At 42.1% G+C, this 25,679-nt stretch carries 39 protein-coding genes; 3 read left to right on the top strand and 36 right to left on the bottom strand.

Going from position 1 to position 25,679, the window contains the following annotated elements; translation table 11 throughout:
* Window positions 1-30: 30 nt before the first annotated feature.
* Complete coding sequence (locus FE005_RS03005) at window positions 31-2,661, top strand: YfhO family protein (protein ID WP_138371306.1); 2,631 nt, start codon at window positions 31-33, stop codon at window positions 2,659-2,661.
* A gap of 116 nt (window positions 2,662-2,777) precedes the next feature.
* On the opposite strand, the gene truA is transcribed toward FE005_RS03005, so the two are convergent.
* The 35 genes from truA to thiD all read right to left on the bottom strand — a co-directional run bounded on the left by truA (window position 2,778) and on the right by thiD (window position 22,117).
* The gene (gene truA / locus FE005_RS03010; protein ID WP_138371307.1) at window positions 2,778-3,521 is read right to left on the bottom strand and encodes a tRNA pseudouridine(38-40) synthase TruA; all 744 of its coding nucleotides are present in this window, start codon (window positions 3,519-3,521) and stop codon (window positions 2,778-2,780) included.
* Between the two features lie 67 nt (window positions 3,522-3,588).
* A complete protein-coding gene (locus FE005_RS03015; RefSeq protein ID WP_138371308.1) occupies window positions 3,589-4,386 on the bottom strand; it encodes an energy-coupling factor transporter transmembrane protein EcfT in 798 nt (265 codons plus the stop codon).
* Window positions 4,376-5,242, bottom strand: a complete 867-nt coding sequence (locus FE005_RS03020) for an energy-coupling factor ABC transporter ATP-binding protein (protein WP_005470033.1) — start codon at window positions 5,240-5,242, stop codon at window positions 4,376-4,378. Before FE005_RS03020 ends, FE005_RS03015 begins: the two co-directional genes overlap by 11 nt.
* Window positions 5,218-6,054: an energy-coupling factor ABC transporter ATP-binding protein gene (locus tag FE005_RS03025; protein WP_003128039.1), complete on the bottom strand. Its 837-nt coding sequence runs from the start codon at window positions 6,052-6,054 to the stop codon at window positions 5,218-5,220. The genes FE005_RS03020 and FE005_RS03025 overlap by 25 nt, the downstream gene beginning before the upstream one ends.
* 271 nt (window positions 6,055-6,325) lie before the next feature.
* On the bottom strand, window positions 6,326-6,706 hold the full coding sequence (gene rplQ, locus FE005_RS03030; RefSeq protein ID WP_003128038.1) for a 50S ribosomal protein L17: 381 nt from the start codon (window positions 6,704-6,706) through the stop codon (window positions 6,326-6,328).
* Between the two features lie 71 nt (window positions 6,707-6,777).
* Complete coding sequence (locus tag FE005_RS03035) at window positions 6,778-7,716, bottom strand: DNA-directed RNA polymerase subunit alpha (protein ID WP_003128037.1); 939 nt, start codon at window positions 7,714-7,716, stop codon at window positions 6,778-6,780.
* Between the two features lie 79 nt (window positions 7,717-7,795).
* The gene (gene rpsK, locus FE005_RS03040) at window positions 7,796-8,185 is read right to left on the bottom strand and encodes a 30S ribosomal protein S11 (protein ID WP_003128036.1); all 390 of its coding nucleotides are present in this window, start codon (window positions 8,183-8,185) and stop codon (window positions 7,796-7,798) included.
* Window positions 8,186-8,212: 27 nt separating this feature from the next.
* Window positions 8,213-8,578 carry a 30S ribosomal protein S13 gene (gene rpsM, locus FE005_RS03045; RefSeq protein WP_003128035.1) on the bottom strand — a complete coding sequence of 122 codons (366 nt, stop codon included), beginning with the start codon at window positions 8,576-8,578 and terminating at the stop codon, window positions 8,213-8,215.
* A gap of 17 nt (window positions 8,579-8,595) precedes the next feature.
* Window positions 8,596-8,712, bottom strand: coding sequence for a 50S ribosomal protein L36 (gene rpmJ / locus FE005_RS03050; RefSeq protein WP_002288710.1), 117 nt, complete (start codon window positions 8,710-8,712; stop codon window positions 8,596-8,598).
* Window positions 8,713-8,744: 32 nt separating this feature from the next.
* A complete protein-coding gene (infA, locus tag FE005_RS03055) occupies window positions 8,745-8,963 on the bottom strand; it encodes a translation initiation factor IF-1 (RefSeq protein WP_002288695.1) in 219 nt (72 codons plus the stop codon).
* Between the two features lie 188 nt (window positions 8,964-9,151).
* A complete protein-coding gene (locus FE005_RS03060; protein ID WP_003128018.1) occupies window positions 9,152-9,796 on the bottom strand; it encodes an adenylate kinase in 645 nt (214 codons plus the stop codon).
* A gap of 60 nt (window positions 9,797-9,856) precedes the next feature.
* Window positions 9,857-11,152, bottom strand: a complete 1,296-nt coding sequence (gene secY / locus FE005_RS03065; RefSeq protein WP_003128017.1) for a preprotein translocase subunit SecY — start codon at window positions 11,150-11,152, stop codon at window positions 9,857-9,859.
* Window positions 11,152-11,592, bottom strand: a complete 441-nt coding sequence (rplO, locus tag FE005_RS03070; RefSeq protein ID WP_003128016.1) for a 50S ribosomal protein L15 — start codon at window positions 11,590-11,592, stop codon at window positions 11,152-11,154. The genes secY and rplO overlap by 1 nt, the downstream gene beginning before the upstream one ends.
* Before the next feature lie 40 nt (window positions 11,593-11,632).
* On the bottom strand, window positions 11,633-11,812 hold the full coding sequence (rpmD, locus tag FE005_RS03075) for a 50S ribosomal protein L30 (protein WP_003128015.1): 180 nt from the start codon (window positions 11,810-11,812) through the stop codon (window positions 11,633-11,635).
* 13 nt (window positions 11,813-11,825) lie between these two features.
* Window positions 11,826-12,326 (bottom strand): 30S ribosomal protein S5, encoded by a 501-nt coding sequence (gene rpsE / locus FE005_RS03080; protein ID WP_003128014.1) that lies wholly within the window; start codon window positions 12,324-12,326, stop codon window positions 11,826-11,828.
* A 20-nt stretch (window positions 12,327-12,346) separates the two neighbouring features.
* Window positions 12,347-12,703 carry a 50S ribosomal protein L18 gene (rplR, locus tag FE005_RS03085; RefSeq protein ID WP_003128013.1) on the bottom strand — a complete coding sequence of 119 codons (357 nt, stop codon included), beginning with the start codon at window positions 12,701-12,703 and terminating at the stop codon, window positions 12,347-12,349.
* Window positions 12,704-12,758: 55 nt separating this feature from the next.
* Window positions 12,759-13,295 (bottom strand): 50S ribosomal protein L6, encoded by a 537-nt coding sequence (gene rplF, locus FE005_RS03090; protein WP_003128012.1) that lies wholly within the window; start codon window positions 13,293-13,295, stop codon window positions 12,759-12,761.
* Between the two features lie 31 nt (window positions 13,296-13,326).
* On the bottom strand, window positions 13,327-13,725 hold the full coding sequence (gene rpsH, locus FE005_RS03095; RefSeq protein ID WP_003128011.1) for a 30S ribosomal protein S8: 399 nt from the start codon (window positions 13,723-13,725) through the stop codon (window positions 13,327-13,329).
* Window positions 13,726-13,757: 32 nt separating this feature from the next.
* Window positions 13,758-13,943 carry a type Z 30S ribosomal protein S14 gene (locus FE005_RS03100; protein WP_003128010.1) on the bottom strand — a complete coding sequence of 62 codons (186 nt, stop codon included), beginning with the start codon at window positions 13,941-13,943 and terminating at the stop codon, window positions 13,758-13,760.
* Between the two features lie 18 nt (window positions 13,944-13,961).
* The gene (gene rplE / locus FE005_RS03105; RefSeq protein ID WP_003128008.1) at window positions 13,962-14,501 is read right to left on the bottom strand and encodes a 50S ribosomal protein L5; all 540 of its coding nucleotides are present in this window, start codon (window positions 14,499-14,501) and stop codon (window positions 13,962-13,964) included.
* A 27-nt stretch (window positions 14,502-14,528) separates the two neighbouring features.
* Window positions 14,529-14,840: a 50S ribosomal protein L24 gene (gene rplX, locus FE005_RS03110; protein WP_003128007.1), complete on the bottom strand. Its 312-nt coding sequence runs from the start codon at window positions 14,838-14,840 to the stop codon at window positions 14,529-14,531.
* A gap of 35 nt (window positions 14,841-14,875) precedes the next feature.
* Window positions 14,876-15,244, bottom strand: coding sequence for a 50S ribosomal protein L14 (rplN, locus tag FE005_RS03115; protein ID WP_003128006.1), 369 nt, complete (start codon window positions 15,242-15,244; stop codon window positions 14,876-14,878).
* A 60-nt stretch (window positions 15,245-15,304) separates the two neighbouring features.
* A complete protein-coding gene (gene rpsQ / locus FE005_RS03120) occupies window positions 15,305-15,571 on the bottom strand; it encodes a 30S ribosomal protein S17 (protein WP_003128005.1) in 267 nt (88 codons plus the stop codon).
* 24 nt (window positions 15,572-15,595) lie between these two features.
* Window positions 15,596-15,784 carry a 50S ribosomal protein L29 gene (gene rpmC / locus FE005_RS03125; protein ID WP_002288664.1) on the bottom strand — a complete coding sequence of 63 codons (189 nt, stop codon included), beginning with the start codon at window positions 15,782-15,784 and terminating at the stop codon, window positions 15,596-15,598.
* Window positions 15,774-16,208, bottom strand: a complete 435-nt coding sequence (gene rplP / locus FE005_RS03130; RefSeq protein WP_003127975.1) for a 50S ribosomal protein L16 — start codon at window positions 16,206-16,208, stop codon at window positions 15,774-15,776. Before rplP ends, rpmC begins: the two co-directional genes overlap by 11 nt.
* Before the next feature lie 2 nt (window positions 16,209-16,210).
* Complete coding sequence (rpsC, locus tag FE005_RS03135) at window positions 16,211-16,867, bottom strand: 30S ribosomal protein S3 (RefSeq protein WP_003127974.1); 657 nt, start codon at window positions 16,865-16,867, stop codon at window positions 16,211-16,213.
* A 13-nt stretch (window positions 16,868-16,880) separates the two neighbouring features.
* The gene (gene rplV / locus FE005_RS03140) at window positions 16,881-17,228 is read right to left on the bottom strand and encodes a 50S ribosomal protein L22 (protein WP_003127973.1); all 348 of its coding nucleotides are present in this window, start codon (window positions 17,226-17,228) and stop codon (window positions 16,881-16,883) included.
* Between the two features lie 23 nt (window positions 17,229-17,251).
* Entirely contained in the window at window positions 17,252-17,530 is a 279-nt protein-coding gene (rpsS, locus tag FE005_RS03145) for a 30S ribosomal protein S19 (RefSeq protein ID WP_003127971.1), read from the bottom strand.
* A gap of 42 nt (window positions 17,531-17,572) precedes the next feature.
* A complete protein-coding gene (rplB, locus tag FE005_RS03150) occupies window positions 17,573-18,406 on the bottom strand; it encodes a 50S ribosomal protein L2 (protein WP_003127970.1) in 834 nt (277 codons plus the stop codon).
* A gap of 39 nt (window positions 18,407-18,445) precedes the next feature.
* On the bottom strand, window positions 18,446-18,739 hold the full coding sequence (locus tag FE005_RS03155; RefSeq protein WP_003127969.1) for a 50S ribosomal protein L23: 294 nt from the start codon (window positions 18,737-18,739) through the stop codon (window positions 18,446-18,448).
* Complete coding sequence (rplD, locus tag FE005_RS03160) at window positions 18,739-19,362, bottom strand: 50S ribosomal protein L4 (RefSeq protein ID WP_003127968.1); 624 nt, start codon at window positions 19,360-19,362, stop codon at window positions 18,739-18,741. The genes FE005_RS03155 and rplD overlap by 1 nt, the downstream gene beginning before the upstream one ends.
* Before the next feature lie 29 nt (window positions 19,363-19,391).
* Window positions 19,392-20,021, bottom strand: coding sequence for a 50S ribosomal protein L3 (gene rplC, locus FE005_RS03165; RefSeq protein WP_003127967.1), 630 nt, complete (start codon window positions 20,019-20,021; stop codon window positions 19,392-19,394).
* A 22-nt stretch (window positions 20,022-20,043) separates the two neighbouring features.
* Window positions 20,044-20,352 carry a 30S ribosomal protein S10 gene (gene rpsJ / locus FE005_RS03170; RefSeq protein WP_003127966.1) on the bottom strand — a complete coding sequence of 103 codons (309 nt, stop codon included), beginning with the start codon at window positions 20,350-20,352 and terminating at the stop codon, window positions 20,044-20,046.
* Between the two features lie 402 nt (window positions 20,353-20,754).
* Window positions 20,755-21,300, bottom strand: a complete 546-nt coding sequence (locus FE005_RS03175; protein WP_138371309.1) for an ECF transporter S component — start codon at window positions 21,298-21,300, stop codon at window positions 20,755-20,757.
* Window positions 21,293-22,117 carry a bifunctional hydroxymethylpyrimidine kinase/phosphomethylpyrimidine kinase gene (gene thiD, locus FE005_RS03180; protein WP_003127963.1) on the bottom strand — a complete coding sequence of 275 codons (825 nt, stop codon included), beginning with the start codon at window positions 22,115-22,117 and terminating at the stop codon, window positions 21,293-21,295. The genes FE005_RS03175 and thiD overlap by 8 nt, the downstream gene beginning before the upstream one ends.
* Before the next feature lie 100 nt (window positions 22,118-22,217).
* On the opposite strand from thiD, the gene FE005_RS03185 reads away from it, so the two are divergent.
* A complete protein-coding gene (locus FE005_RS03185) occupies window positions 22,218-23,654 on the top strand; it encodes a PLP-dependent aminotransferase family protein (RefSeq protein WP_096710879.1) in 1,437 nt (478 codons plus the stop codon).
* Window positions 23,647-24,372, top strand: a complete 726-nt coding sequence (locus FE005_RS03190) for a nitroreductase family protein (protein WP_005470027.1) — start codon at window positions 23,647-23,649, stop codon at window positions 24,370-24,372. Before FE005_RS03185 ends, FE005_RS03190 begins: the two co-directional genes overlap by 8 nt.
* A 62-nt stretch (window positions 24,373-24,434) precedes the next feature.
* Here the strand turns inward: FE005_RS03190 and tuf are convergent, their stop codons facing one another.
* A complete protein-coding gene (gene tuf, locus FE005_RS03195) occupies window positions 24,435-25,622 on the bottom strand; it encodes an elongation factor Tu (RefSeq protein ID WP_003127959.1) in 1,188 nt (395 codons plus the stop codon).
* Between the last annotated feature and the right edge of the window lie 57 nt (window positions 25,623-25,679).

The raw sequence follows: 25,679 nt of genomic DNA on the forward strand, positions 1-25,679 counted from the left end.
AAAAAATTCATAAGGATTAGGTGACTATTCTTGGCTACTATCAAATCATTCATCAAACAACATTGGCCTTATATGACCGCCAGTTTTCTGCTGCCGTTACTGATTATGGCAGTCATTTATTTAACGATCGGAATCTATCCCGGCAGCAGCCGCAGTGTCTTAGCGAGCGATGCCTTTTCGCAATTTTCGAATTTCCATGCCAGTTTTCGTAATGTCTTATTAGGCAAGCAGAGTATCTTCTATACTTGGAATGCCTCTTTAGGGTTGAACTATCTTGCACTGATCTCTTACTATTTAGGTGGTCTTTTTACGCCGCTGGTTTTATTGTTTCCCAATCAATTGATGCCAGATGCGCTCTATGTGCTGACACTTTTGAAAATCGGCAGCGCCGGACTCGCATTTTGGTTTTACGCGAGTCAAACATTTAAAATCCAACGGTGGCATCATGTTACCCTTGCTGTCTGCTATGCGTTGATGTCCTTTATCACTGCTCACTCCGAATTGATCATGTGGCTAGATGCACTTATTTACCTGCCATTAGTGATTCTAGGGATTGATCGGCTCTTGCAACAAAAAAAACCGACTCTTCTGTTTGTCAGTTACCTACTGTTATTTATCTCAAGTTTTTATATGGGATTCATGATCGGAGTGTTCTCCGTCTTGTATCTATTCGTGCAATTAGGTCGCAATTGGAAGCAAAACAAGAAAGTAATCATCCCTTATGGCATCACTTCTTTATTAGCCGGTGGGGCTTCCATGATCATCATTTTGCCTGCTGTACTTGATTTACGTTCAAATGGGGAAGAATTGTCCACTATCACGAAGTTCAAGACAGAAGCTACTGGTGTTTTCGATCTTATAATGAAAAATATGATTGGCGTATATGATACAACTAAATACGGTTCGATCCCGTTTATTTATATTGGCCTACTGCCATTACTACTTTGTATTTTATACTTTGTTTCTAAGAGAATTCCTTTAAAAGATAAACTGCTATATGCTGGATTGTTTAGCATTTTGATCGCCAGTTTCTATATCGTTCCCTTGAATCTCTTCTGGCATGGGATGCATGCCCCAAACATGTTCTTGTTCCGCTATGCCTATTTATTCTCCTTTCTAGTGATTCTTTTGGCTGGTTATGGTTGGGAACAGCTGCAGCAAAAAGACCGAGGTCTGTTTGTGATTGTCGGACTATCTACGATTGCTCTCTTTGCACTTTCTTATGGACTGGGAGGAAACTCGTATGAATTCGTCACCACAGCCTCTTTTGCGTTAACGATTGTTTTCTTTGCCCTTTACTTGCTGTGTATCGGTTTCGGTCAACTTGGTATGCTAACTAAAAAGAAAGTGGCATTTCTCTTGTTGGTTTTCGTTTGCGGTGAAATGGCGATCAACACGAGTGGGATGGTTCGCGAAATCTTAAATGATTGGAATTACGCCTCTCGAAGTCTGTTCACTGATCCTTATCCTTCAATCAAGCAATTGGTGGATCAAGCCGATAAAGACAATGAGACCTTTTTCCGTTTGGAAAATCTGGATCCCGTTTCTTCCAATGACAGTATCAACTATGGTTACAGCGGTGTCAGCATGTTTTCTTCAATCCGCAACCGCAACTCCTCTAGTTACTTAGATAAATTAGGTTTTCGTTCAAGAGGAACGAATCTTAATATCCGTTATCCGAATAATACATTGCTAATGGATGCTTTCACCGGCATCAAATACAATATTAGCAAACAAAACTTAACAAAATACGGTTTTGAACGCGTAGGAGAAGCTGGAGACTACAAGCTTTATCAAAATAGCAACGCTCTTCCCCTTGCCATGTTAGCAGAGCCTTCGATCAATAAGATCCAACAGCCTGCCAACGACAATCTAACCAGCCAGAAGAATTTGATCAACGGTTTGGCAAACATTGAACAAAACTATTTTGATTTTCAACCGATCACTGTCATTCACAGCAAAAACACCGATATCACTGAAAATGGCATGTACACGACATTCCAAGAGCAAGAAAGCAATGTGGCGAAAGAGATTACTTGGCAAGTAGAAGTACCTGCCCATTCCCAAGCCTATCTTAGTCTGTATCCGGCAAACTTCGGTGAATTAGAGAGTTCTACAGCTACGATCACTGTGAACGGGGAACAGCGGGAAAGTCAAATTGGAATCAATGGTCAATATTATGATCTAGGCTACTATGATACGGCAACGACCGTGCAGTTTACGGCAAGTTTCTATGGCACTCAGTCAATTTCTTTCCAAAACCCACAGGTGGTGACATTAGACACTACCGCCTTTCAACGGGCAATCGATGCCATTCAAGAGAGAGGTGTTGCGATGACTGTCGGCAAACGAAATGCCGAAGCCGATATCACTACTGAGAAAGAACAGCAGCTTATCACTACGATTCCTTATGACAAGGGCTGGTCTGCCAAACTGGATGGCAAACCTATCGCTATTGACGCTTTCCAAGATGCGTTTATCAGTGTGAAGATCCCAAGCGGTACCCATCATCTTGAACTGACTTATTTACCGCAAGGTTTTGTGATCGGAGTCATTTTATTCTTTAGCTGCCTACTGCTCTTTATTTTGTTCCGCTATTTCTATCAAAGAAAAGTAGCAGCTGAGATAGAACACACACCCACAGACAAGCCAGGCAGATGAGATCAATCGATACCTTCTTTATCTGCCACAATAGCAGTCAGCTGCGAAAAGAAGCGCCCCCCAACGGATCGATACGAATCGAACCTTAGGAGGCGCTTCTTTCTTTTAGTTCTCTTTTATTCATAGGCTACGCGAACCAAATACAACCCTTCCGGATGAGCCGTAGGTCCAGCGGCATTGCGGTCTTTTTGGGCAATAATGGCGGGAATGCTATCTGCTGGTAAGCGTCCATTACCGATCTTCAACAGGGTTCCGACCATGATGCGGATCATTTTATATAAGAAGCCATCGCCTCGAAAGGTAAAGAGTAGTTCGTCTCCAGCCTCATTCACTTCCATACTAGCTTGGTGAATCGTCCGGACTTTATCTTCTACGGAGCTGCCAGTGGCACAAAAACTGGTAAAATCATGCGTGCCTAATAAATCGGGTAAAGCTTGCTGAATTTTCCTTAGATCCAGCGGATACGGGTAATAGCTTGCGTAATATCTACGAAAAGGGCTTCGTGGTTTGCCGATATCTACGCGAAATTGATAGGTCTTCTCCCGCACAAGATAGCGGGCGTGAAAGTGTTCATCGACGATTTCCACCTGTTTCACAGCAATATCTTCCGGTGTTTGTGTATCAAGTCCAAAGCGCATTTTTTCTAATGGACGTTCGTCAAAGTCAAAATGAATCACTTGACCTAAAGCATGGACACCCGCATCGGTCCGTCCTGAACCGTGGATTTGGACTGCTTGTCCATTGTTCATGCGAGTCAATGTTTTTTCGATTTCTTCTTGTACTGTGCGTCCATTGGGTTGGCGCTGAAATCCTTGGAAATTGGTGCCATCGTAAGCAATCGTTGCTTTATAACGTACCATCTTCTCACCTGCTTTCATTTTCTCAAAAAAATCTGAGGAGCCGATTGCACTCCCCAGACATTTACTTTTATCCTCTTAATAATACTAAACCTACTGTAAAGAGCACAAAGACCAACACTACGAGTGTGTCGCGGTTGTGCCAGTGAAGAATCCGATACTTGGTCCGCCCTTCACCGCCTTGATAGCCTCTAGCCTCCATGGCTGTGGCTAGGTCCTCTGCCCGGTTAAAACTGCTGACAAACAAAGGGATCAGCAATGGGACGATGGCTTTCATCTTTTGCAACAACCCGCCTTCTCCGAAATCGACTCCGCGGGCACGCTGGGCATTCATAATTTTCTCAGTCTCATCCATTAATGTCGGCACAAAGCGAAGTGCGATCGACAGCATCAAAGAAATTTCATGCACGGGAAATCGGATGGCTTTTAATGGGCGTAATATATATTCGATCGCATCTGACAACTCCAAAGGTGGTGTCGTCAACGTCAGCAATGTCGACATAAAAATAATCAAAACAAAACGGCAAAAAATGAACGCACCATTCTGCAAACCAAATTCGGTAATATTGAAGATCCACCAGGACCAATAGACTTCTCCACCCGTCGTAAAGAGAATCTGCAATGCTACAGTGAATAAAATCAGCCAGATCAACGGGCGAACACCACGAACGAAAAAACCCAAATCAATTTTGGAAAGAAAAATGCTAAATAGCGTAAAAACAGCCGCAAAAAGATAGCTCTGCCAATTGTTTGCCAAAAAAATGATTCCAATAAAATAAAAACTGGCAAGTAATTTCACCCGTGGATCGAGTTTATGGATAAAGGAATCTCCTGGAATAAAGCGGCCAAAGATTAGTTTATTCATCATTTGCGGTCGCCTCCTTTGCTACGAGTTGATCCGCAAGTTCTTCTGCTGTCAATGGCAAGTGTTCGAAATGCAACCCTTTCGCTTGCAACAACGCTGCAAAAGCAGTTGCTGTTGGTACGCCTAATTGTTTTTCTTGTAGCCATTCGATATCTTGAAAAACATTCTTCGGTGCACCCTCTTTAACGATTCGTCCTTTTTCTAATACATAGACATAATCTGCAAAATTAGCCACATCATCCATCAAATGGGTCACTAAGATGATGGTCATATTTTTCTCTTGATGGAGTCGCTGGAACATCTCCATCATTTCTTTGCGTCCTTGTGGATCTAAACCCGCTGTCGGCTCATCTAATACCAATACTTCCGGTTCCATTGCTAAGACCCCGGCAATGGCTACTCGGCGCATCTGTCCTCCTGAGAGATCAAATGGGGAACGTTCAAGAAAGCTTTCATCTAAACCAACGAGTTTAATGTACTCTTTCGCTAATTCAGCTGCCGCTTCTTCACTCACACCAAAATTTTGGGGACCAAAAGCGATATCTCGAGCCACAGTTTCTTCAAACAATTGCGATTCAGGAAATTGAAAGACGATTCCTACTTTTTTACGCAATGGTTTTAAATTCTTATTATCAGTTTCAGGAGTGATCACGCGATCACCAATCGTCACTTTGCCTGCTGTTGGCTTTAATAATGCATTCAAGTGTTGTAGTAATGTTGATTTGCCACTACCAGTGTGACCCACCAATGCTGTATACGAGCCTTCTTTGATTTCGAGATCAATATCGAATAACACGCGTTGCTCAAATGGGGAATGCGGTTGATAAGTAAATGCTACTTTTTCAAAACGGATGTCCATAGCCAATCCACCATTCCTTCCTCTGTCAAGTATGCTGCAGGCACAGAGATGCCGCGCTGTTTCAAAGCTGCCTTCAATTTTTCTGGAAAAGGCAAATCTAGACCCAATTCGATCAATTCTGGGCCAGCCGAAAAGATTTCTGCCGGCGTCCCTTCACGAACCAGTTCTCCTTGGCGCATGACCATGACCCGATTGGCATTGGCTGCCTCATCAATATCATGGGTGATTGACAGAACAGTTAAATTATTTTCTTCCTTGATTTTCTTGATCGTGGAAATAACTTCTTCTCTTCCTTCAGGATCAAGCATACTAGTTGCCTCATCTAAAATGATGATATCGGGACGTAATGCCACAACACCAGCGATGGCTACTCGCTGTTTTTGTCCCCCAGAAAGTCTGGCTGGTTCTCGTGTTGCAAATTCTTCCATCCGGACTTGTTCTAGAGCATTTTTGACTCTGATCACCATTTCGTCACGAGGAATCCCTTGGTTCTCTAGACCAAATGCCACATCATCTTCTACAGTTGAACCGACAAATTGATTGTCGGGATTTTGAAAAACCATTCCGACCATTTTACGGATATTCCAAATATTTTCTTCATTAAGCAGCATGTCTCCCACTGCAACGCTTCCTTCTTGCGGTAAAATCAAACCGTTGATCGTTTTGGCCAAGGTCGATTTTCCTGAACCGTTATGACCGATAAGCGCAACCCATTCTCCTTGCTCAATGGACAAAGAGACATTCTTCAACGCCGGACGATCTTCTTCGGTATAACGAACGGTGATAGCATTCAATTCAATGATCGGCTTCATGATATACTCCTTCATTCCAGTTAATTCTTACTTACACTACCAAAAAAGTAAGTTATTTTCAATCATTCCGATGAGATTTCCAAACAGAACTTTGTTTTCACTTGCCATGACCTGTCAAGACAGATCATCGAAAGTAAAAAAAAAGCACTTTATGATGAGTGCGTACACCTCGAAATACATCGAGGTGTAGGCGCTGAGCTAGACTCGGAAAGTTTCTTCCAACATCATAACACTCTTAATAAACATCTATAAAGTGATGATAAGTGTGATTTTAAACAAGTTCTAGGATAACCATTGGTGCAGCATCTCCGCGTCTTGGTTCTGTTTTCAAGATGCGAGTGTAGCCACCTTGGCGATCTGTGTAACGAGGAGCGATGTCATTGAATAGTTTTTGCAAAGCTGATTCAATAACTACTTCTTCGTTTTCTTCACGAACGCTAGCAACTTCATTACGAACAAATGCGGCAGCTTGGCGACGTGCATGCAAATCACCACGTTTACCTAAAGTGATCATTTTTTCTGCAGTTGAACGAACTTCTTTCGCACGAGCTTCAGTCGTAACGATGCGTTCGTTAATGAATAAATCAGTTGTTAAATCACGCAACATCGCTTTACGTTGGCTAGATGTGCGTCCTAGTTTACGATAACTCACGTGGTTTCCCTCCTTCACTTTCGTATGTCGTCTCGATCAGACGAGCCGAAACTAACGTAATCGAAGACGTATTAATCGTCTTTACGTAGTCCTAAACCAAGATCGTGTAATTTCACTTTGACCTCTTCAAGAGATTTACGGCCTAAGTTCCGTACTTTAATCATTTCTGGTTCAGATTTATTAGTCAATTCTTGTACAGTATTGATTCCTGCACGTTTTAGACAGTTGTATGAACGAACAGACAAGTCTAATTCTTCAATCGTCATTTCCAACATTTTTTCTTTTTGTGTTTCTTCTTTTTCCACCATGATCTCAGCGTTTTTCGCTTCGTCCGTTAGGTTTACAAAGATGTCTAAATGTTCGGTCATGATTTTTGCAGCTAAACTCATTGCTTCCAATGGTTCAATTGAGCCATCAGTCCATATTTCCATCGTTAATTTGTCAAAATCATCACGACGACCAACACGAGTATTTTCTACTTGGTAGTTCACACGACGTACTGGTGTATAGATTGAATCGACTGGAAGAACACCGATTGGCATGTCTTCTTTTTTATTTTCATCTGCTTGAACGTAGCCGCGTCCAGGTTTCACAGTTAAGCGAGCATGGAATGAAGCTCCTTCAGAAACGTTGCAGATATACATATCTTTGTTAAGGATTTCTACATCACTGTCTACGATGATATCGCCAGCAGTTACTGTAGCAGGTCCTGTAATATCGATTTCCAGGGTTTTTTCTTCATCCCCGTACATTTTTAATGCAAGACCTTTGATATTCAAGATGATTTGAGCAACGTCTTCCCGAACGCCCTTAACAGTTGAGAATTCGTGTAAAACTCCATCGATTTGAATATTGGTGATTGCTGCACCAGGTAAAGAAGATAATAAAATACGACGTAAGGAATTTCCTAAAGTAGTTCCGTATCCTCTTTCAAGAGGCTCAACGATGAACTTGCCATAATCTTTTTCTTCATCAATCTTTGCGATTCTTGGTTTTTCGAATTCAATCATTCTTATCTTTTACCCCTTTCAAAACGAAAAGTGTCTTGTTCAATGACGTAATTGTTACACTCAAAATGAGCAGCACTCATTAAACACGACGGCGTTTTGGAGGGCGGCATCCATTATGAGGGACTGGAGTCACGTCACGGATTGCAGTCACTTCCAAACCTGCTGCTTGTAATGAACGAATTGCTGCTTCACGTCCAGAACCAGGTCCTTTAACTGTTACTTCTACAGTTCTTAATCCGTGTTCCATTGCTGCTTTGGTAGCTGTTTCTGCTGCCATTTGAGCGGCAAAAGGAGTAGATTTTTTGCTTCCTTTGAAACCTAATGAACCAGCTGATGACCATGCTAATGCATTCCCATGAGTATCAGTGATCATAATGATTGTATTATTGAATGTTGAGTGAATATGTGCAATACCCGCTTCAATATTCTTTTTCACACGGCGTTTACGACTCACTTTTTTTGCTGCCATGAAGTTTTAACCTCCTTCACTTAGGAATTATTTTTTCTTGCCTGCGACTGTTTTAGACGGGCCTTTACGAGTACGTGCATTGTTTTTCGTGTTTTGTCCACGAACTGGCAATCCACGGCGATGACGGATACCACGGTATGAACCGATTTCCATCAAACGTTTGATGTTCAAGTTCACTTCACGACGAAGGTCACCTTCAACTTTTAATTTATCAACTTCAGCACGGATAGCATCTGTTTGTTCATTCGTTAGATCACGAACACGAACTTCTTCAGAAACGCCAGCGTTTGCTAAAATTTGTTTTGCAGTCGTGTTACCAATACCATAGATATAAGTAAGTGAAACGACCACACGTTTATCACGAGGAATATCTACTCCTGCAATACGAGCCATATTTGTTACACCTCCGATTATCCTTGACGTTGTTTATGTTTTGGATTTGCTGGGCAAATCACCATAACGCGTCCTTTACGACGAATTACTTTACAATGTTCGCACATTGGTTTTACTGATGGTCTTACTTTCATGATAATACCTCCTGTGGTTTTACGGAGTACAATTATTTAAAGCGATAAGTAATGCGGCCACGGTTCAGGTCATACGGTGATAATTCAACCGTCACTTTGTCTCCAGGTAATATACGAATGTAGTGCATCCGGATCTTACCAGAAACGGTCGCTAGAACTTGGTGTCCGTTTTCCAATTCGACTTTAAACATTGCATTCGGCAAAGTTTCGACGACTGTACCTTCGACTTCAATCATATCTTCTTTTGCCACGCACAGTACCTCCTTGTACTTGTGATTTTCACACGATAAAATGGCGGAAACGGGGTTCCCACCTGATATTCTCAAACTATGCTTCTACTTAATAACAGTAGAAGTCGGACTGACACATTTTATCATACTCTGTCAAAGGTTTCAAGAGAAAGTTTTGTAGCTGCAAGTCGGTGACGGGCAATCTATGATTAGTCAATGATGTTTTTAACATCTTTAAATACAGCATCGATGTCGCGATCACCATCAATCGACTGCAATAAACCTTTTTCTTTGTAATAAGCTAAGATTGGTTCACTGCTTTTGATATTGACAGCTAGACGATTTTTGACCGTCTCAGGCTTATCATCTTCACGTTGGTAGAAGTCATGACTTCCACAACGATCACATGTTCCTTCCACTTTTGGCGGATTGAACAATTTATGATAAGTTGCCCCACAATTGCGGCACATGAAGCGGCCGGCTAAACGTTCTACGAGAACTTCTTCAGGAACATGAATATCAATGACAGCATCTAGTTTTTTGTTTAGGTCTTTCAACATTTCGTCCAATGCTTCAGCTTGTTCCAAAGTCCGCGGAAAGCCATCCAATAAGAAGCCTTTCTCTGTGTCTGGTTCAGCTAAACGCTCTTTGACGATACCGTTGGTGACCTCATCTGGAACCAAAGCGCCTTGATCCATGTAAGATTTTGCTTTCAGGCCTAATTCTGTTTCGTTCGCCATTGCAGCCCGAAACATATCGCCTGTTGAAATATGAGGAAGACCGTATTCAGCAACGATACGTTCTGCCTGAGTACCTTTACCGGCACCAGGTAGTCCCATTAAAATGAGGTTCATTCTAATTCCTCCTGTAAGTTTTTGAATAGTGTTGAGGAAGACCTCAACACTTCAATAACTTTAATTGATAAAACCAGTATATTTCCGTTTCAGCATAAGTCCTTCTAGCTGCTTCGCAGTATCCAGAGCTACCCCGATAACGATCAATAAACTTGTTCCACCTAAACCGATTGATTGCGGCAAGTTCCAAACCATCTGAGCGATGATCGGCAACAGCGCAACTAGTCCTAAGAAGACCGATCCTACTGTACTTAATCGCATAAGCAGACGTGAGACGTATTCTTCTGTTCCTTTACCAGGGCGCACACTTGGAATGTAACTTCCTTGTTTTTGTAGGTTTTCCGCTAATTTCTCAGGGTTAACTTGTACAAATGCATAGAAGAACGTAAACGCCACGATCAAAACAGTATAGATGATCGCACCAGGTACGGTGTTATAACTAAAAATCGTTTGTACTACTTCATACCAAGTTTCGCCTTTATACGAACTGCCTAATGCTTGAATGATCGCATTTGGTGTTGTAATAAACGAACTAGCAAAGATAACTGGGATTACACCGGCAGCATTGACCTTCAATGGAAGATAACTACTTGTTGGCGCACCAGCTACTCGCTTCGTATATTGGATTGGAATCTTTCGTTCTGCTTGTTGGACATACGTCACAAATGTGATGATGACCAAAACAGCAACGACAAGCAAGACCATAAACAATGCATTCATCCAAATATCTGATGGATCCACATTGATGAAATAATCTTCTACCAATTCCTTGATACTAGCAGGTAAGCGTGAAATGATCCCTGCAAAGATAATCATTGACACACCATTTCCAATTCCGCGTTCTGTGATTTGTTCTCCTAACCAAGTAACGAGCATCGTACCTGCTGTTAAGATCAAACCAATCACCACAAACGTCGAGATATTTGGATTGTTGACAAAGCCAAGTTGTGTATAATAGTTGAACCCTGCAGTTAACGTCATCGACTGAACAAAGGCCAAAACCAATGTTAGGTAACGAGTTGCTTGATTCAATTTCTTACGACCAACTTCCCCTTGCTTCGACCACTCAACAAATCTTGGCACGATATCCATCTGCAACAACTGAATAACGATTGACGCAGTAATATATGGTGACACACCCATTGAGAAAATCGAGAATTGCTGCATCGCGCCACCGCTGACCAAGTTCAACATGTTCAGAAACGGTAGATCAGCAATTTCCCTCAAACGGCTTGCGTCTACGCCTGGCACAGTAATATGTGTACCCAGACGAAAGACAAACAAGATAAGTACGGTGAAGAAAATTCTCGATCTAATATCTTTTACTTTAAAGGCGTCCTTTAGTAGTTTGAACATTAGATCACCTCGATTGATCCACCAGCAGCAACGATTGCTTCTTCAGCTGCTTTTGAGAATTTTGCTGCTTTCACAGTCAATTTCTTCGTTAGTTCTCCATTTGCTAATACTTTGATTCCAGCTTTTTCATCTTTGACGATTCCAGCTTCATGCAAAGCAACAGGTGTTACTTCTGCACCGTCTTCAAAGCGGTTCAATACATCAAGATTGATAACTGCATATTCTTTGCGGTTGACATTTGTAAAGCCGCGTTTTGGCAAACGACGGAACAATGGTGTTTGTCCCCCTTCAAAGCCTAAACGTACTCCGCCACCTGAACGAGCTTTTTGACCTTTTTGTCCGCGTCCAGCTGTTTTACCGTTACCAGATGAAGTTCCGCGACCAACACGGTTACGTACTTGGCGTGATCCTTCTGATGGTTTTAATTCATGAAGTTTCATAGGTTTGGCACCTCCTTAATCAAACTAGATCTGCTGATCCTTAGACTTCTTCAACGTCCACTAAGTGAGAAACAGTGTTGACCATGCCTTTGATTGCATCATTAGCTGGTTTTACTACTGTTGAATTCAACTTTGTAAGACCTAACGCTTTTACAGTATCGCGTTGGTTTTGGGGACGTCCAATAATACTGCGTTTTAAAGTGATTTTCAATTCAGCCATTATAGTGTCCTCCTTAACCGATTAATTCTTCTACTGATTTGCCGCGAAGTGCTGCCACTTCTTCAGCGCGTTTCAATTGTTTCAACCCTTCAACTGTTGCGCGAACAACGTTGATTGGTGTGTTAGAACCTAAAGATTTAGATGTGATATCCGCTACCCCAGCTAATTCCAATACGGCACGAACGGGTCCACCAGCAGCTACCCCAGAACCTTCTACAGCAGGTTTCATAAGGATGCGTCCGCCGCCGAATACACCGATAACTTCGTGAGGGATTGTAGAACCAACCATTGGTACTTCTACCAAGTTTTTCTTCGCGTCTTCGATTGCTTTACGGATTGCTTCTGGTACTTCTTGTGCTTTACCAGTACCGAAACCTACGTGTCCGTTTTTATCACCGACAACAACTAATGCAGCAAAACGTAGACGACGTCCACCTTTAACAACTTTAGTTACACGGTTGATCGCAACAACGCGGTCTTCTAATTCCAAATGTTTTGGATCAATATAAACCATGAATGGTGTTCCTCCTTCTCTTAAAATTCCAGTCCATTTTCGCGAGCTGCTTCAGCTAAAGCTGCTACACGGCCATGGTAAAGGTATCCACCACGGTCAAAGACTACTACTTTAATACCTTTTGCTGCTGCACGTTCTGCAACTAATTTGCCGACAGCTTGTGCTTGTTCAGTTTTGTTTCCACCTGAAATTTCTTTATCTAAGGCAGAGGCACTTGCTAGCGTCACACCCGCTACGTCATCAATGATTTGAGCGTAGATGTTTTTGTTCGAACGGAACACGTTTAAGCGTGGGCACTCAGCAGTACCAGAGATTTTGTTACGTACACGACGATGTCTTTTCTGACGTGTTTTATTTTTATCTGGTTTTGTAATCACAATTGTCACCTCTTTTTATTTGCTAGCCTAAGCCGCTAGTCGTAAATGCTTACGACTATTTACCAGTTTTACCTTCTTTACGACGTACAAATTCGCCAACATAACGAATTCCTTTGCCTTTATAAGGTTCTGGAGGACGAACGCCACGAATATTAGCAGCTAATTCGCCAACAACTTCTTTATCTGATCCTTTGATGATCACAGAAGTGTTTGAAGGAACTTCAATTTCGATTCCAGCTGGCGCTTCGATTTCAACCGGATGAGAGTAACCAACGTTCAATACAAGTTTTTTACCTTGTAATTGAGCACGGTACCCAACCCCGATCAATTCTAACGCTTTTTGGAAACCTTCAGAAACACCAACAACCATGTTGTTGAAGTTTGCACGGGTAGTTCCGTGGATAGTTTTCATTTCTTTACTATCGTTTGGACGAGTGAATGTTACTTCGTTTCCTTCGATATTCATTTTGATATCAGAAGAAAAAGTACGTTTCAATTCACCTTTAGGTCCTTTAACTGTAATGTCGTTTCCATCTTGTTTGATTTCAACACCTGCAGGAAGAACGACGATCTTATTACCGATACGACTCATTTAGAGGCACCTCCTTGTGGATTATTTTAAATTACCATACATAAGCGACTACTTCGCCGCCAACATTTTTTGCTCTTGCTTCTTTGTCAGTGATAACACCTTCAGAAGTTGAGATGATCGCGATTCCTAAACCGTTCAATACTTTTGGCACTTCGTCAGCTTTGACATAAGCACGCAAACCTGGTTTAGAGATACGTTTCAAGTTTGTGATAACACGTTCACCGTTTTTGCCGTATTTCAAGAATACGCGGATCACGCCTTGTTTGTCATCTTCGATATATTCAACATCGCGAACGAAACCTTCACGTTTCAAGATTTCAGCGATATCACGTTTGATTTTTGAAGCAGGTACTTCTAAGCTTTCGTGTTTTACCATATTGGCATTACGTACACGCGTTAGAAAATCTGCGATTGGATCTGTCATGACCATGGGATAATTTACCTCCTTTATGCGAGTATAGTTTACCAGCTAGCTTTCTTCACGCCGGGAATTTGTCCTTTATAGGCAAGTTCGCGGAAGCAAATACGGCAAAGATGAAATTTACGATAAACTGAATGTGGACGTCCGCAACGTTCGCAACGAGTATACTCTTGTGTTGAGAATTTAGCAGGGCGTTTGTTTTTAGCAATCATTGATTTTTTAGCCACGTAGTTCGCCTCCTTTTTTTATTTTTGGAATGGCATGCCTAATTGTGACAACAATTCACGAGATTCTTCATCTGTGTTGGCTGTTGTTACAATAACGATATCCATACCACGTACTTTATCGATCAAATCATAATCTACTTCAGGGAAGATCAATTGTTCTTTGATTCCTAATGTGTAGTTTCCGCGTCCGTCGAACGCTTTTTTGCTGACACCGTGGAAGTCACGGACACGTGGCAATGAAACTGTTACTAACTTGTCTAAGAATTCATACATTCTTTCGCCGCGTAGAGTAACTTTCGCACCGATTGGCATTCCTTCACGTAAACGGAATCCAGCAATAGATTTTTTCGCTTTTGTGATCAATGGTTTTTGACCTGAGATCAATTGTAATTCTTCAACAGCTTTATCTAAGTTTTTTGCATTCGATACAGCATCACCAACACCCATGTTGATAACGATTTTATCAACTTTTGGTGCTTGCATAACTGAGCTGTAGTTAAATTTGTCCATTAATGATGGGACAACTTCTTTTGAATATTTTTCTTTAAGGCGGTTCATCTGTTAGCCCCTCCTTCCTTTATTTGATTATTTATCAAGAACTTCTCCGGTTTTTTTAGAAACGCGGACTTTTTTGCCGTCAACTTCTTTATAGCCTACACGTGTTGCTTCACCGTTCGAAGGATCAACCACCATCACGTTAGAAACATGAATTGGTGCTTCCATCTCGACGATTCCGCCCTGAGGAGCTGTTTGAGAAGGTTTTTGGTGTTTTTTAACGACGTTCACACCTTCAACAACGACTTTGTCTTTCTTAGGAAACGCTGCAAGTACAACGCCTTCTTTGTTTTTGTCTTTACCAGTGATAACTTTAACTTTATCGCCTTTTTTAACAAACATGTTTGTTTCGCACCTCCTTTAGATAAGAATCACTATTACAATACTTCTGGTGCTAGGGAAACGATCTTCATAAAGTTGCCTTCACGCAATTCGCGAGCAACTGGTCCAAAGATACGAGTTCCACGTGGGCTCTTATCGTCACGGATAATAACCGCAGCATTTTCATCAAATTTAATGTAAGAACCGTCTGTACGACGTGCTCCTGATTTTGTACGAACGATAACGGCTTTAACGACGTCACCTTTTTTGACAACCCCACCTGGCGTTGCTTGTTTGACCGTAGCAACGATCACGTCACCAATATTCGCAGTTTTACGACCAGATCCGCCAAGGACTTTGATCGTTAGAATTTCACGGGCACCTGAGTTGTCCGCCACTCTTAATCGGCTTTCTGCTTGGATCACGATGTGTATCCTCCTTTCAGATTTTGCAATTCACAATCTATATAGGAAAATCTCGTGTGATTAGATAATCACTGCCTTTTCAACAATCTCTACTAGACGGAAACGTTTCGTAGCTGATAATGGACGAGTTTCCATAATTTTCACGATATCGCCAACTTTTGCTTCGTTGTTTTCATCGTGTGCTTTGTATTTCTTAGAATAGTTCAGACGTTTGCCGTAGATAGGGTGGTTTTTCTTAGTTTCAACGACAACAGTGATTGTTTTATCCATCTTGTCGGATACCACGCGACCTTGGTAAACTTTGCGTTGATTTCTTTCTTCAGTCATACGCTAAATGGCCTCCTTCCACTATTACTTTGCTTGTTCACGCAATACTGTTTTGATGCGTGCAATCGATTTACGTACTTCTTTGATACGTGCAGTGTTTTCTAATTGTCCTGTAGCTAATTGGAATCTAAGATTAAACAATTCTTCTTTCAATTGTTTTTCTTGATCTAGCATTTCGGCAGTGGTTAATTCTCTGATTTCTTTAACCTTCATTCGATTCACCACCCATTTCCTCACGTTTTACGATCTTTGTTTTCACTGGCAATTTGTGAGAAGCAAGACGTAACGCTTCACGCGCAACTTCTTCGGGAACGCCGGCAATTTCAAACATGATTTTACCACGTTTTACTGGTGATACCCATCCTTCAGGAGCCCCTTTACCAGAACCCATACGTACCCCAATTGCTTTGGCCGTATAAGATTTGTGAGGGAAAATTTTGATCCATACTTTCCCGCCACGTTTCATATAACGAGTCATTGCAATACGGGCAGCTTCGATTTGGCGGTTTGTGATCCAGTGTGATTCAACAGCTTGCAAGCCGTATTCACCGAAAACTACTTCTTTTCCGCCTTTCGCTTCACCGCGCATTTTCCCGCGGAATTCACGACGGTGTTTTACACGTTTAGGTACTAACATGTTTATTTCCCTCCTTTCTCAGTGTTCTTTTTAGTTGGAAGAATTTCTCCACGATAAATCCACACTTTAACTCCTAGTTTTCCGTATGTTGTATCTGCTTCTTCCCATGCGTAATCAATATCCGCACGTAATGTATGAAGTGGAACTGTTCCTTCTGAATAGCCTTCTGAACGAGCGATATCTGCTCCGTTTAGACGACCAGATACTTGTGTTTTGATTCCTTTAGCGCCAGAACGCATTGTGCGTTGGATCGCTTGTTTTTGCGCACGACGGAAAGCAACACGGTTTTCTAATTGACGTGCGATTCCTTCGCCTACTAATTTAGCATCTAAATCTGGTTTTTTGATTTCAACGATGTTGATGTGAACTCGTTTGCCAGTTAATTTGTTTAATTCTTTTCTTAGGTTTTCGACTTCAGATCCGCCTTTACCGATAACCATACCTGGTTTAGCTGTGTGGATTGAAATATTTACGCGGTTTGCTGCACGCTCGATTTCAATTGTTGACACAGCGGCATCAGCAAGTTTAGATGCGATAAATTTACGGATTTTCAAATCTTCATGTAGAAATTCAGCATACTCTTTTTCAGCATACCATTTTGCATCCCAGTCACGGATGATGCCTACACGCATTCCAATTGGATGTACTTTTTGACCCACCGATTGTCCCTCCTTATTTTTCTGATACGACTACAGTAATATGACTTGTACGTTTGTTGATTGGAGAAGCTGAACCTTTCGCACGTGGACGGAAACGTTTCATTGTTGGTCCTTCGTTGACGAATGCTTCAGAAACAATCAAGTTTTCAACATCTAAGTCAAAATTGTTTTCTGCATTAGCGATAGCTGACATCAAGACTTTCTCGATGATTCCAGCCGCTTTGTTTGGTGTGAACTTCAAGATCGCGATTGCTTCAGCAACGCTTTTCCCTCTGATCAAATCAATAACTAGACGTGATTTACGAGGAGAAACGCGGACTGTTTTAGCAGTTGCTTTCGCTGATGTGATTTGTTCTGCCATTTTTGGATATCCTCCCCTCAAAATTAGCGTCTTGTTTTCTTATCGTCGGCAGCGTGTCCGCGATAAGTTCTTGTTGGTGCAAATTCACCTAGTTTGTGTCCTACCATGTCTTCTTGGATGTAAACTGGTACATGTTTCCGTCCATCATACACAGCAATTGTAAATCCGATAAAACTTGGGAAGATTGTGGAACGACGTGACCAAGTTTTGATCACTTTTTTCTTTTCAGCGCCTTGTTGTGCTTCGACCTTCTTCATCAAATGGTCATCGACAAAAGGTCCTTTTTTCAAACTACGACCCATGGTGTACCTCCTCTCAAAATGTGCGACACATGGTCAAGTAAATTATTTAGTCTTGCGACGACGAACGATAAGTTTGTCTGATTTAGCTTTCTTGTTACGTGTTTTGTAACCAAGTGCTGGTTGTCCCCAAGGTGAAACTGGAGCTTTACGTCCGATTGGAGCTTTACCTTCACCACCACCGTGTGGGTGATCATTAGGGTTCATTACGCTACCACGTACAGTTGGGCGTTTGCGCATCCAACGAGAACGTCCGGCTTTACCGATGTTGATCAATTCATGTTGTTCGTTACCAACAGAACCAATTGTTGCACGGCATGTTGCCAAGATCATACGTACTTCGCCTGAGTTCAAGCGGATCAATACATATTTTCCTTCTTTACCAAGTACTTGTGCACTTGTACCAGCTGAACGGATCAATTGTCCGCCTTTTCCTGGTTTCATTTCGATGTTGTGGATAACAGTACCAACTGGAATATTTTCTAGTGGTAATGCGTTCCCTACTTTAATATCTGCATCTGGTCCAGAAACGACAGTCATGCCAACTTCTAATCCTTTAGGTGCTAAGATATATGCTTTTACTCCATCCTCGTAATGTACTAACGCAATGTTAGCAGAACGGTTTGGATCATATTCAATCGTTTTAACAGTAGCAACGACATTGTCTTTGTTACGTTTGAAATCGATCAAACGGTATTGACGTTTGTGACCGCCACCTTGATGACGAACCGTGATACGTCCGTTGTTGTTACGACCAGCATTGTTTTTCAATGGCGCTAACAATGTTTTTTCTGGTGTTGAAGTTGTGATTTCAGCGAAATCAGAACTTGTCATATTACGACGGCCGTTTGTGGTAGGTTTGTACTTTTTAATCGCCACGTCTTTTTCCCTCCCATTTAGTATTTAAATATGGTCTGCTTATTCAGCAGCGTCAAAAATTTGGATTTCTTTTGAATCTTCAGTTAAAGTCACAACAGCTTTGCGACGTTTTTTTGTGTATCCTGCATATTTACCCATGCGTTTGAATTTAGGGCGTACGTTGATGATATTCACGTTAGCCACTTTCACTCCGTCAAAGGCAGCTTCTACAGCTTGTTTTACTAAAGTTTTGTTCGCTTTTGTGTCTACTTCGAAAGTATATTTCTTGTCATCCATGGCAAGCATAGATTTCTCAGTGATCACTGGGCGTTTTATGACGTCTAGTAAGTTCATTATGCAAGCACCTCCTCGATCTGAGTAAGAGCAGTTTGTGTTACCAACATTTTATCTGCTGAAACAACATCCAATACGCTCACGTTATCAGCAGTTACTACTGAAACAGATGGCAAGTTGCGTGCAGATAATGCAGCAAAGTCGTTTTCTGTTTCTAAAACTACCAATACTTTTGAGTCAATAGTCAAGTTAGCTAAAACTTGTTTAAATTCTTTTGTTTTTGGTGCATCAAAGCTTAACCCTTCTACTGCTACCAAGTTATTTGAAGCAACTTTTTCTGACAATACAGATTTCATTGCTAAGCGACGAACTTTTTTAGGAAGTTTGTAGCTGTATGAACGTGGTGTTGGTCCGAAGACTACGCCACCTCCACGCCATTGTGGTGAACGGATTGAACCTTGACGAGCACGACCAGTTCCTTTTTGGCGCCATGGTTTACGGCCACCGCCACGAACGGCACTGCGATTTTTCACAGCGTGTGTTCCTTGTCTTAATGAAGCACGTTGCATGATGATTGCATCGTAGACAACTGTTTCATTTGGTTCAATTCCGAAGATTTCTTCGTTCAATGTAATTTCGCCATTTTGGCTTCCATCTTGTTTGAATAATGCTACATTCGGCATTCCTTAGTTCCTCCTTTCTTCCTATCTACTTATTTAGCTTTCACAGCTGATTTGATTGTAATCAATGATTTTTTCGCGCCAGGTACATTACCTTTAATCAAGATAACGTTACGTTCTGCGTCTACGCGCACGATTTCCAAGTTTTGGATCGTGATGCGGTTACCGCCCATACGTCCAGCAAGACGTTTGTTTTTGAATACACGGTTAGGTGCAACTGGACCCATTGATCCAGGACGACGGTGATAACGAGAACCGTGAGCCATTGGTCCGCGGCTTTGTCCGTGACGTTTGATAACGCCTTGGAATCCTTTACCTTTCGAAGTGCCGGTTACATCAATGATGTCTCCTGCTTCAAAAATATCAACTTTAATTTCTGAACCTACTTCTAAGCCCTCTAGCTCTACATTCTTGAATTCGCGAATGAAGCGCTTAGGAGCCGTGTTTGCTTTTGCAACATGACCTTTCGCAGGTTTGTTAGACAAAACTTCACGCATATCTTGGTAGCCGACTTGAATTGCTTCGTAGCCGTCATTTTCGATTGTTTTCACTTGTAGCACTACGTTTGGAGTAGCTTCTACTACAGTTACTGGAATCAATTCGCCAGATTCAGTGAAGATTTGAGTCATTCCCACTTTTTTCCCTAAGATTCCTTTGGTCATGATTACACCTCCATCTTAATTATTATAGTTTGATTTCAATATTTACACCGCTTGGCAAGTCTAGCTTCATTAAAGCATCAACTGTTTTTGGTGTTGGATTCACAATGTCGATTAGACGTTTGTGTGTACGCATTTCGAATTGTTCGCGTGAATCTTTGTATTTGTGTGTCGCACGGATGATCGTGTACAAGCTGCGTTCAGTTGGCAATGGAATTGGACCAGATACGCCAGCTCCAGTTCTTTTTGCAGTTTCTACGATTTTATCCGCTGATTGATCTAAAATACGATGTTCATACGCTTTTAAACGGATACGAATTTTTTGTTTTGCCATTGTTTTCCCTCCTTCGCCTATTTTGAAAAGTAGACATAGCTCCACGAAAATTTCCGTCACGCTCGTCCATGGCAAAGCGTCCGGGCGTGTCGCAACCTCTCGTTTCGTAGCCGGCAGTTTTTTCTTTGCTGCCAGTGTGACTTACGCATATACGTAAACAGCACCTTTATGATTATATTATGGATAAACGCTGATTGCAAGCTTTTTTTAATGAAAAGAAACGATTCTTTTGCGTTTTTTTCAGAAAACTTTCTTTTCTCTTGAAAACAACAAAAACCTTGCCTAATGACTTGCTCTAAGCAAAAGCTTTTCCAACAACCATAGCTACTAACGCAAAAGCGCTCCTTCCGGAATAATTCTCCAGAAAAAGCGCTTCAAACCACTAATCATCTCGATTTACTACTAGTTGATTAATCCTTTAGTCACACGTTGGATTGCTGCTCTTAACGGAAAATAAGCAATAGCGACAATCAAAATCGTGACCACTACATTGATGACTGTTGCCGGCAATTTGATGACCGCTGCCGACCAAGCTCCTGACCAGCTGCTGCCAAGATACCAAAGCATAACAGTATTTTTGATTTGCGTCATAGCAAGTTTCGCCAAGCCAGTAACAGACCCAATAACCACTAACTGCCATATTGCTTGCGGACGTTTTTTAAATAAGAAAAACGCACCATATGCAAAAGCCCCCACAATAAAACTTTCCAAAATAAAATAAGGGGCCTCTGTCGCATACCCATTCAGCAAATCAAAAATCGCAAAGCCCAGTCCCCCAGCAAGGGAGCCTTTCACATAACCTAATAATAAAACTGCTAATAAAAGAACGGCATTCCCCAAGTGCACAAAGGCGCCGGTGGGCAATGGGATCTTGATCATCGTACCAATGACTGTCAACGCTGTAAACAATGCCACAAAGACAATACTTCGAATTCTGTGATCATTCATGTGGTATCATCCTTTCTTCCGCATGATTATAAGCACCGTGCCAGACGTGACCGACATAAGGATTGATCAGAACCCCTTGTCGAATCGCCGCAACGACGAAGTCTTTGGCCAAGCGAATGCTTTCTAGTAACGGCAGCCCTTTTGCTAATCCAGCAGTAATGGCTGCAGAAAACGTACAGCCTGCACCATGGTTGAAATCAGTATCGATCCTCCGGCTTTCTAGAGTAGTAAAAGAGTGTCCATCATAAACTAAGTCAATTGCCTGCGCTCCTGGCAACCGATGACCTCCTTTGACGACGACACACTTCGCGCCTAAATGATAAATCCTTTTCGCAGCTTCTTTCATAGCAACAAGGTCTTTTAAGTCCCCCATCCCCGATAAAATTCCAGCTTCAATCAAGTTAGGTGTCACCACATCCGCCAAAGGCAGCAAGTATTCGATCAATGCATCCACACTCTTTGGCTGCAAAATATGTGCGGTCCCTTTACAAGCAATAACAGGATCGATCACCACCTGTTTCACTTGTTGTTGCTGGATCATCTTGGCAGCCTGCGCAATATTGGCTTCATTCCCCAACATCCCTGTCTTAACGGCATCCATTGGTTCCCCCGTGAAAGCCGAAATCAATTGTTTTTCGACCAAAGAAGTGTCCATAGCTGTCACTTCGTGGGTCCATCCCATTGACGGATCCATGGTAACGATCGAGGCAATCGAAGCAAAACCAAAAACACCATACTCTTGAAAGGTCTTTAAATCAGCTTCAATTCCTGCGCCGCCTGTTGAATCGGATCCGGCGATCGTTAATACTTTCTTCATTATTATCGACTCCTTTTATTCAGTATAACCAATGGTCCCCTTGACGAAAACAGCCAATTGGCTTATTTTTATACCATCCAATAAAAAAAGGAGGGCTCTAATGACCGATAGGCAAATCGATAAACAGAAGAAGCAACCACTCTATCAGCAAATCGTCACTTACTTTATCGAGGCCATCCAAAATGGCGATTACACACCTGGTGAACAGTTGCCCGCCGAACGAAAACTAGCCACTCAATTCGGGGTCAACCGTTCAACGATCGTCAAGGCACTGGATGAGCTTCGGAGTTTAGGATGGATCACGCGCAAACGAGGCAGCGGCACACAAGTCTCTGAAGGTCGATGGGGCAACCGTCAGACCCCTCTATCTTATCTCCGCTCGTCTCTATCTAGTCCCTACTTACAGCAAGACCCCTTTGTTGAAGAGATTCAGCGATTGCGCACAAAAGACCAAATTCTCGACCTTTATACAGGTGATCTGCCACAAGAACTGCTTCCTGATTTCCAATTTCCTGCCTTTACTTGGGAGATGATCCGCAACGAAAGCCTGCAAAGCACCCCAGCCGGCTACCCACCATTGCAAGAAGTCTTGATGCGGCACTTGACGGAAGATTTCGGAATCCCCTTATCTGGACAAAAACTCGTGATCACTTCTGGCTCCACGCAAGGTATCACACTGCTTATGCAAGTTTTGTTGACTTCAGGTGATAGTATTCTTACGGAAGATCCTTCCTTTTTGTTTTCATTGCCCTTATTTACAACAATGAATGTCCGCGTTCTCGGAATCAAACAGGACGAAGAAGGGATGCGACCGAAAGACTTAGAACAAGCATTGAAAGAGCAGAAAATCAAATTTGTTTATTTAAATCCGACATTCCAAAATCCCACCGGTCGTACCATGAGCCTTGGCCGCCGCAAAGAAATTATCGCTATTTGCCAGAGGTATCAAGTACCGATCATAGAAGATGATATCTTTAGTGAGTTAGCCTTTACGCCGCAACCCGAAAAATTTAAGGCACTAGCACCAGATTCGGTCATTTATCTCGGATCTTTATCAAAACTCTTTGGGTCTTCTATCAAAATCGGCTGGTTATTAGCTCCTGAAGCATTGGCGGATCAATTTGCTCAAGCTAAAAAAAGGATGTCTATCGAGACAACGATTTTTCCTCAACTGTTAGCTAATCTTGCTCTCCGTTCCATGGAGTACCCTCAACAACAACAGGACTTGCTAAAAAAGATGGCTCAAAAGCAACATGCCTTGATTCAGCGACTGGACGCTTTTTCTGAGGATTGGGCATTCCAACAGACCACTGGGGGACTATACCTCTGGCTGCAATGGCAACACGCCCCACTGAAACGGAGAGACTGGACACTTTTCTTAAAAAATGATTGTCTAGTTGCCCCAGCCTTTCTCTTCAGCAATGATACAAACGGATTTCGTCTGAACTATACACGACTTTCGGAAAATCAACTAGACTTGTTTTGTCAGCAATTCAGAAAAATCACAACACAATTAAAGGAGCATCTGTATGAATGAAACAATTGATCTATTAACCAACCACCGCACTTATCGCCAATTCGATAGCAACTATCAATTATCAAAGGAGCAGTTAGAAGCAATTTTATCTGCTGCACGACAAGCACCTAGCTGGATGAACGGGCAAGCTTATTCCATTCTCGTGATCGATGATCGTTCACTTCGACAACAGCTGGTTACTTGGAATCCAGGTAATCCTCATATCGCTGAAAGTTCTATCTTCTTACTTTTCTTGGCTGATTTAAACCGCACCAAGAAAGTTGCTGAGAAAAAACAAACACCTTATCTGGTTGATGAAGGTTTACAACCATTGTTGATCGCAACAACCGATGCTAGTATCGCTTTACAGTCAGCTGCCATTGCTGCGGAATCTCTTGGTCTAGGAACAGTTATTTCCGGCAGTGTCCGCAAAGACAGCAAAGCGATCGCCGAATTGCTCGAACTGCCAGAATACGTTTACCCTGTGGCTGGATTAAGTATTGGCAAACCAATTGTAGATATGGCTCTCAAACCTCGCTTGCCTCAAGAGGCGGTAATCCATTACAACAAATACCAGGATTATTCCTATCAAGCGATCGAAGACTATGACCAAATCATGACCGCCTTCGGTGAAGCGAGAGAAACAATGCCTTGGTCCGAAAAATTCGCCAATTTCTACGGCCGTGTCCCTGACCAAGGCTTTGATCAGTTTCTAAAAGATCAAAAATTGATCAAATAAAAATTTTCAAGCAAAAAAAGCAGAAGCGCTAGCGCTTCTGCTTTTTGCATTCATCAAGTCAATTAAGCTTTGATTTCAGTTACAACGCCTGAACCAACAGTACGTCCGCCTTCACGAATTGAGAAACGAGTTCCGTCTTCGATAGCGATTGGGTGGATTAATTCAACGTCGATTGTTACGTTATCGCCAGGCATAACCATTTCAGTTCCTTCTGGCAATTCAACAACACCAGTTACGTCAGTTGTACGGAAGTAGAACTGAGGACGGTAGTTAGTGAAGAATGGAGTGTGACGTCCACCTTCTTCTTTTGTCAAAACATAAACTTCAGCTTTGAATTTTGTATGAGGTGTGATTGTACCAGCTTTAGCCAATACTTGTCCACGTTGGATGTCTTCACGAGCAACCCCACGTAGCAATGCACCAATGTTATCCCCTGCTTCAGCATAGTCTAACAATTTACGGAACATTTCAACACCTGTTACAGTTGTTTTAGCAGTTTCGTCAGCAATACCAACGATTTCTACTTCATCACCAACGCGAACTTGTCCACGTTCAACACGGCCTGTAGCAACAGTACCACGTCCAGTGATTGAGAATACGTCTTCGACTGGCATCATGAATGGTTTGTCAGTATCACGTTCTGGAGTTGGAACGTATTCGTCAACTGCAGCCATCAATTCCATGATTTTTTCTTCGTATGAAGGATCTCCTTCAAGAGCTTTCAAAGCAGAACCAGCGATTACAGGAACATCGTCGCCTGGGAAGTCATATTCAGACAATAGGTCACGAACTTCCATTTCAACTAATTCTAGCAATTCTTCGTCATCAACCATATCCATTTTGTTCAAGAAAACAACGATGTATGGTACGCCAACGTTACGTGATAACAAGATGTGTTCACGAGTTTGAGGCATAGGACCGTCAGCAGCAGATACTACTAAGATCGCACCGTCCATTTGCGCAGCACCAGTGATCATGTTTTTAACATAGTCCGCGTGTCCTGGGCAGTCTACGTGAGCGTAGTGGCGAGCTTCAGTTTCATACTCAACGTGAGCAGTTGAGATAGTGATTCCGCGTTCGCGTTCTTCTGGAGCACCATCGATTTGGTCGTAAGCAGAAGCTTGTGCCAAACCTTTTTTAGATAATACAGTTGTGATAGCAGCTGTAAGTGTAGTTTTACCATGGTCAACGTGTCCGATCGTACCAATGTTTACGTGGGGTTTAGAACGGTCAAATTTTTCTTTTGCCATTTTAAAATGTTCCTCCTAAAAATACAGTTTATTTTTTATATTTGATAGGTAGAGGGC

Origin of the sequence: Enterococcus sp. M190262 (assembly GCF_005843965.1) — a bacterium.
Lineage (GTDB): Bacteria > Bacillota > Bacilli > Lactobacillales > Enterococcaceae > Enterococcus_D > Enterococcus_D gallinarum.

Bases quoted from the DNA above. Each gene is read 5' to 3' on its own strand.
- rpsS (WP_003127971.1), bottom strand. From the start codon at position 17,530: ATGGGTCGTAGTTTGAAAAAAGGACCTTTTGTCGATGACCATTTGATG.
- rplO (WP_003128016.1), bottom strand. From the start codon at position 11,592: ATGAAACTTCATGAATTAAAACCATCAGAAGGATCACGCCAAGTACGT.
- secY (WP_003128017.1), bottom strand. From the start codon at position 11,152: ATGTTCAAACTACTAAAGGACGCCTTTAAAGTAAAAGATATTAGATCG.
- rpsQ (WP_003128005.1), bottom strand. From the start codon at position 15,571: ATGACTGAAGAAAGAAATCAACGCAAAGTTTACCAAGGTCGCGTGGTA.
- rpmC (WP_002288664.1), bottom strand. From the start codon at position 15,784: ATGAAGGTTAAAGAAATCAGAGAATTAACCACTGCCGAAATGCTAGAT.
- thiD (WP_003127963.1), bottom strand. From the start codon at position 22,117: ATGAAGAAAGTATTAACGATCGCCGGATCCGATTCAACAGGCGGCGCA.
- tuf (WP_003127959.1), bottom strand. From the start codon at position 25,622: ATGGCAAAAGAAAAATTTGACCGTTCTAAACCCCACGTAAACATTGGT.
- rplE (WP_003128008.1), bottom strand. From the start codon at position 14,501: ATGAACCGCCTTAAAGAAAAATATTCAAAAGAAGTTGTCCCATCATTA.
- rplF (WP_003128012.1), bottom strand. From the start codon at position 13,295: ATGAGTCGTATCGGTAATAAGATCGTCGTTCTTCCTGCAGGTGTTGAA.
- rplV (WP_003127973.1), bottom strand. From the start codon at position 17,228: ATGGCAGAACAAATCACATCAGCGAAAGCAACTGCTAAAACAGTCCGC.
- rpsJ (WP_003127966.1), bottom strand. From the start codon at position 20,352: ATGGCAAAACAAAAAATTCGTATCCGTTTAAAAGCGTATGAACATCGT.
- rplX (WP_003128007.1), bottom strand. From the start codon at position 14,840: ATGTTTGTTAAAAAAGGCGATAAAGTTAAAGTTATCACTGGTAAAGAC.
- rpsK (WP_003128036.1), bottom strand. From the start codon at position 8,185: ATGGCAGCAAAAAAAGTGAGTCGTAAACGCCGTGTGAAAAAGAATATT.
- FE005_RS03175 (WP_138371309.1), bottom strand. From the start codon at position 21,300: ATGAATGATCACAGAATTCGAAGTATTGTCTTTGTGGCATTGTTTACA.
- FE005_RS03035 (WP_003128037.1), bottom strand. From the start codon at position 7,716: ATGATTGAATTCGAAAAACCAAGAATCGCAAAGATTGATGAAGAAAAA.
- FE005_RS03020 (WP_005470033.1), bottom strand. From the start codon at position 5,242: ATGGACATCCGTTTTGAAAAAGTAGCATTTACTTATCAACCGCATTCC.
- rpmJ (WP_002288710.1), bottom strand. From the start codon at position 8,712: ATGAAAGTAAGACCATCAGTAAAACCAATGTGCGAACATTGTAAAGTA.
- rpsM (WP_003128035.1), bottom strand. From the start codon at position 8,578: ATGGCTCGTATTGCAGGAGTAGATATTCCTCGTGATAAACGTGTGGTC.
- FE005_RS03185 (WP_096710879.1), top strand. From the start codon at position 22,218: ATGACCGATAGGCAAATCGATAAACAGAAGAAGCAACCACTCTATCAG.
- FE005_RS03155 (WP_003127969.1), bottom strand. From the start codon at position 18,739: ATGAACTTACTAGACGTCATAAAACGCCCAGTGATCACTGAGAAATCT.
- rpsE (WP_003128014.1), bottom strand. From the start codon at position 12,326: ATGGTTTATATTGATCCAAAACATTTGGAATTAGAAGACCGCGTTGTT.
- rpsH (WP_003128011.1), bottom strand. From the start codon at position 13,725: ATGGTCATGACAGATCCAATCGCAGATTTTCTAACGCGTGTACGTAAT.
- rplP (WP_003127975.1), bottom strand. From the start codon at position 16,208: ATGTTAGTACCTAAACGTGTAAAACACCGTCGTGAATTCCGCGGGAAA.
- FE005_RS03025 (WP_003128039.1), bottom strand. From the start codon at position 6,054: ATGAAGCCGATCATTGAATTGAATGCTATCACCGTTCGTTATACCGAA.
- FE005_RS03015 (WP_138371308.1), bottom strand. From the start codon at position 4,386: ATGATGAATAAACTAATCTTTGGCCGCTTTATTCCAGGAGATTCCTTT.
- rplD (WP_003127968.1), bottom strand. From the start codon at position 19,362: ATGCCGAATGTAGCATTATTCAAACAAGATGGAAGCCAAAATGGCGAA.
- truA (WP_138371307.1), bottom strand. From the start codon at position 3,521: ATGGTACGTTATAAAGCAACGATTGCTTACGATGGCACCAATTTCCAA.
- rplC (WP_003127967.1), bottom strand. From the start codon at position 20,021: ATGACCAAAGGAATCTTAGGGAAAAAAGTGGGAATGACTCAAATCTTC.
- FE005_RS03060 (WP_003128018.1), bottom strand. From the start codon at position 9,796: ATGAACCTCATTTTAATGGGACTACCTGGTGCCGGTAAAGGTACTCAG.
- FE005_RS03190 (WP_005470027.1), top strand. From the start codon at position 23,647: ATGAATGAAACAATTGATCTATTAACCAACCACCGCACTTATCGCCAA.
- rpmD (WP_003128015.1), bottom strand. From the start codon at position 11,812: ATGGCTGAATTGAAAATCACTTTAAAACGCAGTATTATTGGACGTCCC.